Source organism: Streptomyces sp. DH-12 (genome assembly GCF_002899455.1).
Lineage (GTDB): Bacteria > Actinomycetota > Actinomycetes > Streptomycetales > Streptomycetaceae > Streptomyces.
In genome coordinates, this window is sequence record NZ_PPFB01000001.1 from 386,004 (window position 1) to 399,335 (window position 13,332).

Here is a 13,332-nt window from a genome sequence, read left to right on the forward strand (position 1 = left end):
CCTGAAGTTCGGGGTGCCGGGGAGTGCGCGCCGGGACGCAACTTCTAGGGAAATCACGCGACTTCACCGCGCGCCGGGCCCTCGGCTGGATTCGGCCGCGGTCGGCCGTGCACTCTCGGAAGGCCCCCGACCTCCCCGCGGACCGCCGCGGTGGCAGCTGTGTCCCGGGGCCGTGGACTTCCGGAACGAACGACGGAAAGAAGGCTGACGGCATGCACCGTGCGCTGTGTCCGGTCGAGACGCTCTACGTGGGCCAGAGAAGCAGGGCCGTGCTGTCCTGCACCCTGCGTGGACCGGTGGACCTCGCGGCGCTGTCCGCCGCGTTCGACGCCCTGACGGAGGCGAACCCGCCGCTGCGGTCCCGCATCGAACAGGACGGCGGCGGGCATGTGTTGCGCCTTCTCGGCGCGGACGAGCGGCCCCGGCTGATCACCCGGACCGGCGACGAGGAGGAGGCCTACGCGGCGGAGCTGAACAGGCCGCTGCCGGTCGGCGGCCCGCTGAGCCGTGCCGTGCTGGTCAGCGCGCCGGACGGCCGGAGCCACCTGTTCATGCTGGTGATCGACCACACCGTCACCGACGGCCACAGCAGCATCGCGGCGCACAACGCGCTGTGGGACCGCTACCGGGCGCTGGTCGAAGGCACCACCGACGGCACTGCCGCTCCGGGACTCCCGCGCTGGCCCGAGCCCGTGAGCCGACTGCTGCCTCCGGCCGACGAGGCCGACACGGTGAAGTACCTCGACGGCCGGCTGGAGGAGATACGGCGCCACCCGGTCGAGCTGGTCCCGTACGATGCCGCGGGCGATGAGGGTGACGACCCGGACGGGCACATCGAGGTCCGCCGGCTGACCCTGGACGCGGACCTCACCTCCCGGCTGCGCGGTACGGCGCGCGCCTCGGGTGTCTCCGTGCACGCCCTGATCGCCGCGACGCTGCTGGCGGCGGCCCGGCGGCGCCTGGCCGGGGACGACGGGGCGCGCACGCTCGGCTGCCTCTCCCCCGTCGACCTGCGTGCGCGGCTCACCCCGCCGGTGCCCGCCTCCGACCTGGTCCCCGCGGTCACCACCCATCTGCAGGCCCTGGAGGTGGACGCGCGTTCCGAGCCGCTGGAGCTGGCCCGTGCCGTGCACACCCGGCTGGGCGACTTCCTGGCCCGCGGCGACCACTTCCACGAGATGCGCATCACGCCGGAGATCCCCCGGAATCCCGCGCTGCAACTGGCCACGGTGATCGCCACGAACATGGGCGTGGTCCCCGGTCCGCGGCTGCCGGACGGGCTGCGGGCGGCCGACGTGCGCCTCGTTCCGGCCCGCGAGCACTACTTCCCGCAGGCGGGACGCAGCCCCGTCATGGCGTGCGTGGTCTCCTTCGAGGGCCGGCTCTCCATCGAGTTCCCGCACTCCACCGCCTGTTACAGCCCGTCCTTCATGCGGGCGTTCCGCGACGACGTGCGCGCCGGGCTGCTGCGTTTCACGGACGTGGTGGAACCGGGGCTCGCCCGCGCCACCGGCTGAGCACCGCCCGTCCGCCCTTCCGACCCCCGCCCGCCCGGCTGTGTAAGGAACTTCTGTCCGCCATGACGACCGTCAGCGAACTGCCCTCCCCCCTGACGCTGCTCCCCCGGGCCCAGGCCGGCGACGAGCACGCGATGAACCACCTGCTGACCGCCATCACGCCCTACGTCGCCCGCATCTGCAGGTCCATCACCCACGACGACGGTGCCGACGCCACGCAGGAGGCACTGCTCGCCGTCTACCGCGGCCTGGGCTCCCTGCGCGAACCGGCGGCGTTCTACGGCTGGGTGCGCTCGGTGACGGTCCGCGAGGCCATCCGCACCGCCAGGCGCTACGGCGCGGAGAGCTGCTGCTCCGAGGTGGACTCGCGGGAGGAGACCGATCCCCTGGACGCGGTGTACATCAGTGACGTGCTGGAGCGGCTGTCCCAGGCGCACCGGCAGGTCCTCACCCTGCGCGCCTACGGGCTGAACGAGGAGGAGATGGCCGAGGTGCTCGCGCTGCCCGTGGGCACCGTCCGCTCGCGTCTGTTCCGGGCCCGCCGCCGGTTCCAGGAGGCGTGGCAGCCCTCGGCGGCGTGACGCCGGCGCCCCACCCCCGGGGCGGGCCGGTACTCCGGCGGCCGTGGCGGTGTGTCTCCGCCACGGCCGCCGGCGCGGGGCTCGGCAGGCCCGGACTCCGCACTACCGCACACGCTCCGGGAGGACCCGCGGGGGCCACTGTCCGGTGGCGAACATCCCGAGCGCGTGCGCCCGCGCCACCAGAGCGGGCCGGTTGGGGGCGTCGAAACGCCGCAGCATCTGGCCGACGCGGTATTCGATCCCCTGACGGCTCAGATAGAGACGGGAGGCCAACTGCACCGTGGATTCACCACTCGCGACACCTTCCAGCACCTGCGCGTCGAGGGCGCTGAGTACCGGTCCGCCGTCGGCCGCTTCTTCGGCCCGGCGCAGAAACACGACCAGACCGACGATCTCACCCGTGGGCTGTCCGACGGCGATCGCGGTGACTTCGGCCGGGAAATTCCGGCCCTCTCCGTCGCGACCCGTCACCCTTTCCCTGAATCTGCGGCAACGTCCTGAGGAAAGCGCGGTGAACTTTTCCCGCAATTGTCCGGGAGCCGGGGAACGGAGCAGTTCGAGCAGGCCGCGTCCGCATATCTCGTCGGCGCTCAGGCTGAATTGCCGGGCGAATTCCGGTTCCGCGGCCGTGACGGCCAGCGTCCGGGGGGACACGTGGGCCGTGCAGGCGGCTTCCGGGGTGGCACCGTCCGGCGCGCCGATCGGGTCACGGCGGACCGGAACAGCCGCAGCGGCGGTCTTCTTACGGGGCGAGGCGTCGGGGAAACTCGTGGTCGCCACGGACGTACCGTCCTTCTTCCTGCGCGTGGGGGCTGAGAAGGGTGTGCCGACGCGGAGCGGGCCGTGCGCTGTGCCTGGGTGTCGGCGAGCGCCCGGTGACGGCGCGCCACCTCGTCGGTGGCCGGGCCGGGTGTCCGCGTCGTTCCGGGGGGCAGCGGGCGCCGGGCCCCGGGCGGGTCGGGGTGAGCGGAGGAAGCGGTGCCAAAGCGACCGTCGTCCGGATCACCTGGATAACGTTGTCACGACCCTTCGATCCTGCGGCGCGGTCCCGTCGGCGGACGACGGGACGGTCGGGCGGGCCAACCATACGTCCTGCCGTGAACAGAAGCCCGATCGGGCAGTGCGCGGCACGGGAACCTCCACAGTACGGAAAGGGGGTTCGCTTGAGGGGTCGCCTTCGAGACTAAGGGGAGGCAACCCCTGAGGCAAGAGTTTGTCAGGTGAACTCGGCAACTCGTCAACTGTTCCACACCCGGGCCTGTTTCGGGCACGGAGAACCCTCGATGCAAACAATCCCGGCGGAGTGGCGACACCGCCTCCGGAATGCGCCGACGGCCCCGCACAACGGCTTGTCGCCCCTTGCCGCGCTTCCTAAAGTGTTGACAACTCACGCACCCGTTCGGGCAAACGGAACCGCGGATACCGTGCCGATCGGGCCACCGAACCCGAGGAGGGAGATGCTGGATCAGCCGCAGTTCGGCCGCCGGCTGAAAAGGCTGCGTGCCGCGCGGGGCTTGAGCCAGGCCGATGTCGTCGGTGACGGGATGTCGACGGGGCATCTGTCGCGCCTGGAGTCCGGTGAACGGCGCCCCACGGAGCGGACCGTGGCCTATCTCGCCCGGCGGCTCGGTGTCGACGCCTCCGCCCTGACCGGACCCTCGGACGGCAGGTCCCTGACCGAGGTGCTGGCCTCCGTGGCCTCGGCGCCCGCGGGGACGGACGGCACGGAGGCGCTCGGCCGCGCGGTCGAGGAGGACCCGGGTGAGGATCCCGCCGCTCGCTGGCAGGCCCTGTGGCTGCTGAGCCGAGCCGCGGGCCGCGACGGCGACTACGAGCTCGAGCGCGCCCGGCTGCTGGAACTGCTGGAGCTGAGCCGCGTGCTGGAGGCACCCGACCTGCGGGCCAGGTCGCTGGTGCGGTACGCCCGCTGCACCCGTGCCCTGGGCGATGCCGGCGGCGCGGAACCGGCGGCCGTCGAGGCGCTGTCCGTCGCCCGCGCCGCGGAGCTGGGCGTGTCCGACACCCTGGCCGCCCTGACGGTGCTGATCGGCATCGAGACGGAACTCGGCAGGTGGGAGTCGGCCTCCCGGCACGTCGACGAGATGGAACGCGATCTGCTGCCCCGGGCCCCCTCCGCGCCGGCGGCCGAGGCGTTGTGGGCGGCCGCCGAGGTCAGCGACCGCCAGGGCGACGAAGCGACCGCCCTGGCCCGGCTGGACACCGCGCTGGGCCTCCTCAAGAGCGGGGACGACCTGGCCCTGTGGGCGCGGCTGCGGGCCGCCGCCGCCGCGACAGCGCTGCACATGTCACCACCCCGGGTGGCAGCGGCCGAGCGCTGGCTGGCCGAGGCCGCCCCCGTCCTCGGCCTGATCGGCACGCCCGCGCAACTGCAGGAACTGCACATGCTCCAGGCGCACCTCGCGTTCGCGCAGGGCCGGCCGGACGACGCCCGCGCGCTGAGCCGGGCCGTGCTGTCCGAGGAGAACCTGCGGCTGTCCTACCGCGACCGGGTGCGGCTGTCGGTCCTCGACGGCCGGCTCACGATCCTGGCGGGCCGCGTCGAGGAGGGCGTCACCGCCCTGGAACGGCTGGCGCGTCAGGCGAGCGAGTCCGGCAACCGTGACCTCGCGGCCCACGTCTGGCAGGCCCTGGCCACCACCCTGGCGGCCCACGTCCACTCCCCGCAGGACGGCCCGATGCCGGACGAGACCCGGCCGGACGGGCCGGCCGCGGGCCGCCGACCGGCTTGAAAGCCGCGCCGGTGGGGCAAGCGGAGCCGTCTGAGACGGGGAGGCAGCCGTGACGACGACGAAGCACGACTTCGACGCCCCGAAGCCGGCGGCAACGCCCGCCAAGCGCAACCGCTGACCAGCACAGCACAACCCCAGGCCGGCGGCGAGGCCGCGAAGGGGGCCGCAGAAACGGATCACCCTTCGTCCCGCTCACCGTGGCAGAGACACGGCGGCTCCTGGACGCTCTGCTGCCTCACCCACGAGCCGACCGTGACCCCGTCACACGCACACTGAAGCGGTCGGCCTGCAGAAGACGCAGCCAGGCCGTCGCCCCCGCTGCCACTACCGAAAACGCAGCTCAGGAGCTGTCGACCGCCGTCAGGGAGAAGTCCAGGGCGTTCGCGCTGTGGAGTCTGGCCAGGAAACCCTCGTGGAGCCGGCGCCAGACGCCGGCCTCGGTCCACTCGGTCAGTCGGCCAGTCGGCCAGTCGGCCAGTCGGCCAGTCGGCGCCAGCACGTCATGCCCGAACCGAAGCCGAGTTCCTGCGACAAGTGTCCCCAGCTGATCCCGGTGTGCAGGACGAACAAGATGCCCTGGAACACCAGCCGGTCCGGATGCCGCTTCCGTCCCGGATGCCGGACCCGACGCTCAATCCTGGGCAGCGGCGGCTCGATCACCGCCCACGACTCGTCGTCGACTTCCCACGGCTTCGGCCGACCCACCCCACACCCCGGTCAACGGTCCCGGAGCGGTCCAACCACCTCGAAGATCATTTCGTTGGGAGTTCTTACGCTGGCTCGTCGCCCACACCTGCGAGGATGATCCCCCGGAGCACCGGCCAGAACTCCCTGTCACCTGCAGGACGGCCGACACTCTCCCAGTGGTCGAGGACGCGCACCACGAATCGCCACTGTTTTCGGCTCAACGTCACGGTGGCACGCTCGTCATTCGGCGGCCATCTGCCGGACCCGGGGACACCAGCGATCCAGCCCGCCACCTGGCTCCAGCCAGCCTCGCGAACAGCGTGGCCTGTCTCGATGATGTCGTCGCGGCCGTCTTCCACCGCTGTCGAGACCTCGTTATCCACGCCGCCATCGATGTGATGCCACTGCAGCACCGTCATCTCTACCGATATGCCCACGTCCAGCTCATCGGGTGCCATCACGCGCCATCATCGCCTTGGACTCCGCTCTGCGTCAACGGCTCACGTCATCACGAAGCAGCACGACGAAGATGATCCGAACGCGAGTCTCCAGCCCTCACCTCATTCCGACCCGCACATACGTACCAAGGGTGAATTCATGAGATGTGCGGACCATGCGGCGTCGAACGCTGTCAGCCTTCCGTTGATGACCGTAAGACGGTGGCGGTGCCGCTGGACGATGCCTCCTCCACTGCGGGACGGCGTCCGTCTCGACCGCTGAGAGGGGCGGACGTGACAGTGAAGCAGTCCACAACTGAGCCCGTTGCCCGTACTGCCGCTGCCGAGGAAACGGCTCCGCCGAAGCCGCGTGAGGTGCCGCGTCACGTCGCGTGTGTGATGGACGGAAACGGCCGGTGGGCAGCGCGACGATCGCTTCCACGAACCTCCGGCCACCGCGCTGCAGAGACAACAGTGATCGACGTCATCGAGGCAGCGCGGGCGGCCGGAGTGGGGTGGCTGAGTCTGTTCGCGTTCTCCACCGAGAACTGGCGCCGCCCGGACACAGAGATCGAATTCCTCATGCACCTGGTGCGCCGAGTGGTACGCAAGCACGCCCCATTGCTGCACGCGCGGGGCATCCGCTGCCGTTTCCTCGGCATGACCGATCCCCGCATCCCTCCCGGACTGGCCCGGGACATCGCCGACTTGATGACGCTGACCGACCAGAACCGGCAGATGACGCTGACCGTCGCCTTCGATCACGGCGGCCGCAGGGACATCGTGGAGGCCGCACGGTCGCTGATCCGCAGCGGCGTGCCGTCCGAGGCCGTGACCGAGGAGAGCTTCGCCGCTCATCTGCCCTTTCCCGACACCCCCGATGTCGACCTGGTCATCCGCACCTCCGGCGAACAGCGCATCTCCAACTTCATGCTCTGGCAGGTCGCCTACGCCGAATGGGTCTTCCCGCCGGCGCTGTGGCCCGACTTCCGCGCGTCCGACTTCCTCGAGTGCCTGCACGCCTACCGGCAGCGCGAGCGCCGCTTCGGCGGCGTACTGCCGACCCAGAACGGAGAAACCCGATCGTGACGACTGCAGACCGTCCTCAGTCCCCCACCGCTGGTGCCGGCACAGGGGGCCACAGAACCGGGGATCGCGACTTCGGAGGAGAGCCCCTGTTCGGTCCCGGCTCACAGTTCCACACGCTCTTCAACGACCCGCGTTGGGCGTTGGCCATGATTCGGGCAACCGTGCTCGAAGCCGCGCACCCGCAGATCGGTGCCGCCCTGATCGAGAACTCCACCTTCGTCGTCCATCCCTGGCGGAGACTGAGCAACACCTTCATGAGCCTGCGGCGGATGTTCGGTGCCGACGACCACGTACGGCAGAGGGAGGCGACCCGGCTCAACCGTATGCACGCACGGCTGCACGGCACCGACGCACGGGATCGGCCTTACGACGCGATGGACCCGGGTGTGCGTGCCTGGGTGGTGGCGACCATGTTCGAAAGCGCCGTCACCATGTGCCGGCTCAGCGGACAGCCCCTCGAGCAGAAGACCATGGAGCAGCTGTACGCCGAGTTCCAGGCCTTCCTGGCCGCGATGGGGGACGAAGCCGGCCATCTGCCGCCCACCCTGGACGAGTTCTGGCCCTACTACGACCGGGTGGTCGCTGAGGAGCTGGAGAACACCGAGGCGATGCGGATCATCCTCTACAAGCTCTTCGACCACCTCCCCGCACCACCCGTACTGAACGGCTTTCCTGCCCTGTGGGCGACCGGCCGGGCCGTCGCCGGCCCGGTCATCGGAGCGATCACCGTGGCGTCCCTGCCGGAGCCGTTCCGGCGGCGAGCCGGTCTGCCCGAGATCGCGGGGGTGCAGACCCTGATGCAGGGTGTGTACCTGGCGGCCGGTCTGGCCCGGTTCCTGCCCGAAGGGTGGATCCAGGCCGAAAGCATCGCCGAACTGCTGTCACTCTCCCCCGACAGCGACGATCCCCGCGCGAGGACGATCGCCGCCCTGCGTGATCGGATGAAGCGGGCCGGCGCCCTTATCCGCCTCATCGCCCCGCTGCCCCCGGAACCGGAGCCCGCCGCGACCACCACGACGCAGCGTGGCGCGGAGGAGTTCTTCACGGACGTCCTCGACCAGACCGGGGACGGATACCTGGACTGGCCCGACCTCGCCGCCATGGCCCGCGAGCTTTCCAGTCGGCTCGACCTGGACGAGCCCGAGGAGACCCGGCTCTACAACGCCTACGCGGACTGGTGGCGGGAACTGCAGGCGGCCCTCGACGCCGACGGCGACGGCCGCATCAGCGCCCACGAGTACGCCTCCGCCGTCCCGTCGCTCGCCGGTCCCGCACTGATCAGGGTCGCCGAAGTCCTCTTCGACGTGACTGACAAGAACGGTGACCAGAGCATCGACGCGGACGAGTACCGGTCCCTGTTCCGGACCGCGTTCCACCGCGACACCACTGGGACCGGTGAGACATACAGCCGCAGCGCGTTCATCAACGACTTCCTGTCCTTCATGTCCGCACGCCGGCGCACCACCCCCTACGATCCCCTCCTCGCCGAAGCATGACCGCCCGGACAGGCAACCAGCCGGAGACGGCATCTCCTGGCGCGAGCACGGCCGCTGGCACAGCGGTCGTGCCCTACGACCGGCCTTCCTGCGAAGGCGGTTGCGCAAGGTGCCGCTTTCCGCGGTCAGGTGAGCTTCCGAAGTCCTGCGACGGCGTACCGGGAGGAGGGAACAGGAACCTTTCGAAGGTGTCCAGCACGAGCATCACACCCAGGAGCACCCGAGGGACGAACAGCGTCAAGACCGCCGTGGCATCTCCTGGTGGCGCTGCCGGGACGGGCCAAAGAGACAGGCCCTGGCCGACTGCCCCTTCGACCGGCTCTCCGGCGGCGAGCGCCGGCGCGTCCTCATCGCGCGCCCTCGCCCAGAGGGCGTCTGAAAAGCCCCTCAGTGGACTGGTCTTGCGAGGCGACGCATCAGGATCATGGCCATGGCGAGGCAGGTGGCGTTCTCCGAGCAGACGCGCAGGTACTCGTAGTCCTTCGACAGGCGGCGGCACCGTCCCAGCCAGGCGAACGTCCGCTCCGCCACCCAACGACGCGGGACCACCGCGAACCGGGGGACTGCCGGCGGCGTCCCCACCCGGGCCCAGGTCGACCGGAAACCACCGTCACGGCGCTAGGGGGTGCGGCAAGGAGGGCGGTGGCCGCCGGGTGGCAGGGGGCCAGCACCACCCCCGTCCGGGCAGCCAGCTGGATGGTCCGCGGCGCCGGCCCTCCGTAGCGTTCCGGCCATGGAGATCACGAAGAGTGCGCGGTGGGGCCGGTCCGGACGGTGGCGTGCGGGGCTGGCCGTGGCCGGGGTCGCCGCGATCGGGACCGCATCGCTTCTCGGGCCGGGCACCACGGCCGAGGCCATGGGCTCCGGCGGCGGGGACGCGCGGTCGCGGCTGCAGCGGGACGCGGACGCGGTACGGGACACGGGAGCCACCGGGCTGACGGTGCTCGCCCGGGACGCGGCCGGGCGCGAGAGGCAGGCCCGGTCCGGCACCGCGAGCCTGAAGGACGGGGGCCGGGTGCCCTTCGACGCCTACTACCGCATCGGCAGCGACACCAAGACCTTCACGGCCGTGGCCACGCTCCAGCTCGTCGGCGAGGGCACGCTGGGCCTGGACGACACCGTCGAGCAGTGGCTGCCCGGGGTGGTCGCCGGCAACGGCAACGACGGCAGCCGCATCACCCTGCGCAACCTGCTCCAGCACACCAGCGGACTGGCCGATTACACGGACATCGCCTTCGAGGACCCGGCGGAGCTGACGCCCGAGCGCTTCCACGCACAGCGGTTCCGCTCGCAGACCCCCGAGGAACAGGTCGCCGTGGCGATGGAGCGCGCCCCCGGCTGGCTGCCGGACGCGGACGATCCGGGCGCCGAGACGCAGTGGGCGTACTCCAACACCAACTACGTGCTGCTCGGGATGGTCATCGAGAAGGCCACTGGCAACCCCTGGGCGCAGGAGGTGCACGACCGGATCATCGAGCCGCTGGGGCTGCGCCGCACGCTGATACCGGGCACCTCGCCGTACGTGCCGATGCCGACGGCCACCGGGTACACGCAGTTCCCCGGCCGGGACGACCTCACCGACACCACGCTGGCCGTAGGCGGCGGCGCGGACGGCGGCATCATCAGCACCACCCGCGACATGAACACCTTCCTGCGCGCCCTGATGGGCGGCCGGCTGCTGCCGCCGGAGCAGCTGGAGCAGATGCGCACCACCGTCCCGGCGCCCGGCTACGCCACCGACGGCAGGGCCCGCTACGGGCTCGGCCTCGCCTGGCGCCCGGCCGAGGGCTGCGGGGGCGGGATCTGGTACCACGGCGGCACGTCCTTCGGCACCGCCTCCGAGACCGCCGTCACGTCCGACGGCCGGGTGTCGGCCGCGGCCGCTGTCTTCACCACGCGCTTCGGTGACGAGAAGCGCTTCCTCGAGCAGGCGGAGGCCGCGGTCCGCCTGCTGGACCGGGCGGTGTGCGGCGACCGGAAGAACGGGTGACCAGGGGCGCACACCCGCAGAAGACACCGCTTGATTTCTTCGAAAGGAGTCGCGTCCTGCGGCGCGGGGGACGGTCAAGATCCGTATCCCGTGCGGCGAGGGTGTCGACGAGCCGGGAGACGGTCGGGTCGGAGGCGACCGGCCCGAACACGGCCGGCTCGGCCCGCAGCATCGCGGCATCGGCCAGGCGGTCCCCGCCCAGCGCCACCGCGAGCGCCACATCCAGCAGCACCTTGCCCGGATCGTGCACCGCCCGGTCCTTGCGCCACGGCGCGAACGCCGCCGACAGCGCCTGGTGCAGGCCGGTCTTGCGGGCCGTCTCCACCAGCAGCACGGCCCCGGCCTGCGAGACCGCCCACGACCGCCGCCCTCGACGCGGACACGCGGGTAGCACAGGACCCTCAGCAAGTCCCATCGTTGCAGGTCAGAGACACTTCCCGCTTTTTTCCCACCACTCGGACAGCCCGCTTGGTGAAAGCGCGAGGTTGGCGCACGATCTGACATGGATGTTCCTCAACCCTTTGACCGATGCCAACACGTGAAACGCTTCCGACATCGAACAGCCCCACCACAGGAGCCGCGAATGTCCAGGACCGCCGACATCGATCTCGTGTTCGCCCGTGCCGTCACCGTTGACGCCGTGGTGCGAGCTCTGGGCGGTGAGGGGTGGTCGCTGCAGGAACCGCTTGGTCTCTCCTGCATGGTCAACAACGACGACCTGTTCGACTGGCAGTCGGCTTCAACCGATCAGGCAGCTGAGGTCCTGACCGTGGTGGACTCACCGGACAACATCGACCGCCACGTCGGCGTCTGCATCTATCACTCGACTGCGGAAACCGGTGGCCAGCTACTTTTTCACGCCGGCCGATCACGCTGTTCCTTCATCCCGACGATCGACCGGCGAAGGCTCTCTGGAGCACCAGCCCTGACTGATATGGCGTGGTATCTGAACGCACTGGTCCCGCCCCTGCTCGCCCTGGGGCTGGCCAGCTACGAAGCGAGAGACCTTGCCGACTGAGACTCCTCCGTCAGCAGCTCGGTTGACATGCGGGCAGCACGCGTACTCGGGTCGATCCCCGCTGCCTGCCCAGCCGGTGTCCCTCACGGCTACGTGCTGACGGAAATTAAGCCAGAGCCATTTCTGCTTCTGGCACGACTTCCGTGAAGCGGTCACGATCACTGACCTTCGAAGCGTGGTGCCGGCAGGGCTGACGACCCGTGATTCCTGCGGTATGCCGAGTACATGAGGTAGGGCCCAGGGCGGTGGTCTGACCGACGAACGGCAGGCCTTCCGCGAGAAGTTGCGGATGGAGGCGGCCGAGCGGTTCCGGCAGGGCGAGGAAAACGCGGACATCGCGCACGACCTGCGGGTCAGCGTCCGGTCGGTGCAGCGCTGGCGCAGAGCCTGGTCGCAGGGTGGGCCGAAGGCTCGGCCCGCTGCGGCAGTTCACCCTGGCCGACTCCCACCACCGCAGCCACCCCGCGCAAACCCAGGCACCGCACCGCTGCCCGCGCTGGCGCAACACCGACGCCCGCCACCCCGACGTACTCGCCGCCCAACGCGAGGAACGCGCCCGGGTCCGCGGCGAGAAGGGCATCCGCTGGGGCGGACGCCCTTCAACACCGCAGTCCGGCCAACCGCGAACCGCAGCCCCGAGCGCCGGAAGGGCAAGTTCAGGAGAAGGACAGCGACAGAAGGACGGCTCAGGAGGCGGACGGTTCGATCTCCCCCGCAAAGACGATGACCTGGTCGATGAGGCTCCGCCGCAGATGGACGACGTCCGTTCCCGCCAGGCGGGGACCTCCATCCGGCGTGGTGAAGACCCATTGGTACCGGGCCCACTCGTCCGGCATGTCCACCGCCGAGCAGCGCACCATCGTGCCGGTCCCCGCCGGGTGGCGCCGGATGTCCAGCACGAACCGCTCGACCGCCGCGATTCCTTCGCTGCGACCCAACGGCCCCCAGAAGACCACGTCCGAGGTCAGCGCCTGGGAGAGCAGGGAGGTCACATAGCTGTCGTCCGAGGCGTTGAACGCGGAGATGAACGTGTCGATCGCGGAGCGTGCAATTTCTTCCTGCATGCCCCAGTAATACCAGCCGTTGCGCGTGCGCTCGTCCCGCGAGCCGCCTTCCGATCACGGTGAACCATCCCGGTCACAGCACCAGCGAGTCGGTCGGCGGACCGACCCTGTCAGCCCAGCGCCGCCAACGCCGTGCGGGGCCGGCCCGGCACGCACACCTCCACCTCCGAGCAGCACGGCCAACCTTCCTCCGACATCTGGTCGAAGGTGTCGCCGGCAAGTCGGCCCGGGACGGTGAGGAAGTGCCGCCGGTCCAGTCCCAGTAATCCGGGGCGTCGGGGCGTGGGGCGTACAGGGCCCGGCCACCGGTGCCGAACTGCCCAGCTCGGTGGAGAGGGCGACACCGGTGCCGGCCGCGATCGACGCTTCCCCATGCCCACATCAACGAGCGATCAAGCCGACAGTCACATGATCAACCCCGACTTGGACCTGGCGGGTGGCGTGCGGGCCCACGACCTGCATGCGGTCGGCGATCCCCCCGATACGCAGAGGTTCCCCGGCCGCGAGCAGGGACACCAGCACCCCCACGGCGGGACGGACCGGCCGCCTCCGCGGCTCGTGGCGGCGATGCGGGCGTCCGAAGACCTCTTCTTCGACATCGTGAGCCCCGAGCGCGTGCCGTCCAGCACGCCCTCGGTGCTGTCGTACGGCCGCCGGAACGTCTCGGCCGACGTGCCGTGGAGAAGACGACCAGGTCAGCGCC

At 70.6% G+C, this 13,332-nt stretch carries 10 protein-coding genes and 6 pseudogenes; 9 read left to right on the top strand and 7 right to left on the bottom strand.

The window, feature by feature from the left end:
• The first annotated feature begins 212 nt into the window (after positions 1-212).
• Positions 213-1,517, top strand: coding sequence for a phthiocerol/phthiodiolone dimycocerosyl transferase family protein (locus C1708_RS01000; RefSeq protein ID WP_106410839.1), 1,305 nt, complete (start codon positions 213-215; stop codon positions 1,515-1,517).
• A 62-nt stretch (positions 1,518-1,579) separates the two neighbouring features.
• Positions 1,580-2,098: an RNA polymerase sigma factor gene (locus tag C1708_RS01005; RefSeq protein WP_106410840.1), complete on the top strand. Its 519-nt coding sequence runs from the start codon at positions 1,580-1,582 to the stop codon at positions 2,096-2,098.
• A gap of 102 nt (positions 2,099-2,200) precedes the next feature.
• Here the strand turns inward: C1708_RS01005 and C1708_RS01010 are convergent, their stop codons facing one another.
• Positions 2,201-2,878 carry a PAS domain-containing protein gene (locus C1708_RS01010; RefSeq protein WP_106410841.1) on the bottom strand — a complete coding sequence of 226 codons (678 nt, stop codon included), beginning with the start codon at positions 2,876-2,878 and terminating at the stop codon, positions 2,201-2,203.
• Between the two features lie 677 nt (positions 2,879-3,555).
• On the opposite strand from C1708_RS01010, the gene C1708_RS01015 reads away from it, so the two are divergent.
• On the top strand, positions 3,556-4,848 hold the full coding sequence (locus tag C1708_RS01015; RefSeq protein WP_106410842.1) for a helix-turn-helix domain-containing protein: 1,293 nt from the start codon (positions 3,556-3,558) through the stop codon (positions 4,846-4,848).
• Between the two features lie 343 nt (positions 4,849-5,191).
• Here C1708_RS01015 and C1708_RS01020 read toward each other — a convergent pair.
• Positions 5,192-5,553: pseudogene (locus C1708_RS01020) on the bottom strand (transposase); the annotation flags it as partial.
• Positions 5,554-5,618: 65 nt separating this feature from the next.
• Entirely contained in the window at positions 5,619-5,993 is a 375-nt protein-coding gene (locus tag C1708_RS01025; RefSeq protein ID WP_133169038.1) for a hypothetical protein, read from the bottom strand.
• A 378-nt stretch (positions 5,994-6,371) separates the two neighbouring features.
• Between C1708_RS01025 and uppS the strand changes: the two genes are divergently transcribed.
• Complete coding sequence (uppS, locus tag C1708_RS01030) at positions 6,372-7,061, top strand: polyprenyl diphosphate synthase (RefSeq protein ID WP_241911406.1); 690 nt, start codon at positions 6,372-6,374, stop codon at positions 7,059-7,061.
• Between the two features lie 146 nt (positions 7,062-7,207).
• Positions 7,208-8,557: an oxygenase MpaB family protein gene (locus C1708_RS01035; RefSeq protein ID WP_106410846.1), complete on the top strand. Its 1,350-nt coding sequence runs from the start codon at positions 7,208-7,210 to the stop codon at positions 8,555-8,557.
• Positions 8,558-8,944: 387 nt separating this feature from the next.
• Here C1708_RS01035 and C1708_RS34720 read toward each other — a convergent pair.
• Positions 8,945-9,112: pseudogene (locus C1708_RS34720) on the bottom strand (transposase); the annotation flags it as partial.
• A gap of 178 nt (positions 9,113-9,290) precedes the next feature.
• Between C1708_RS34720 and C1708_RS01045 the strand changes: the two are divergent.
• On the top strand, positions 9,291-10,547 hold the full coding sequence (locus tag C1708_RS01045) for a serine hydrolase domain-containing protein (protein ID WP_241911132.1): 1,257 nt from the start codon (positions 9,291-9,293) through the stop codon (positions 10,545-10,547).
• Positions 10,548-10,638: 91 nt separating this feature from the next.
• Here C1708_RS01045 and C1708_RS01050 read toward each other — a convergent pair.
• Positions 10,639-10,955, bottom strand: a pseudogene (locus C1708_RS01050) (transposase); the annotation flags it as partial.
• A 175-nt stretch (positions 10,956-11,130) separates the two neighbouring features.
• Between C1708_RS01050 and C1708_RS01055 the strand changes: the two are divergent.
• From C1708_RS01055 to C1708_RS34730, 3 genes and pseudogenes are all read left to right on the top strand, one after another.
• Complete coding sequence (locus C1708_RS01055) at positions 11,131-11,565, top strand: hypothetical protein (protein ID WP_106410847.1); 435 nt, start codon at positions 11,131-11,133, stop codon at positions 11,563-11,565.
• 250 nt (positions 11,566-11,815) lie between these two features.
• Positions 11,816-11,977, top strand: a pseudogene (locus tag C1708_RS35760) (helix-turn-helix domain-containing protein); the annotation flags it as partial.
• A 1-nt stretch (position 11,978) separates the two neighbouring features.
• Positions 11,979-12,161: pseudogene (locus tag C1708_RS34730) on the top strand (IS630 family transposase); the annotation flags it as partial.
• 90 nt (positions 12,162-12,251) lie between these two features.
• Here the strand turns inward: C1708_RS34730 and C1708_RS01070 are convergent.
• Both C1708_RS01070 and C1708_RS34735 read right to left on the bottom strand, forming a co-directional pair.
• Positions 12,252-12,629, bottom strand: coding sequence for a hypothetical protein (locus C1708_RS01070; RefSeq protein ID WP_106410848.1), 378 nt, complete (start codon positions 12,627-12,629; stop codon positions 12,252-12,254).
• A gap of 423 nt (positions 12,630-13,052) precedes the next feature.
• Positions 13,053-13,166 (bottom strand): annotated as a pseudogene (locus tag C1708_RS34735) (MarR family transcriptional regulator); the annotation flags it as partial.
• Positions 13,167-13,332: the final 166 nt, after the last annotated feature.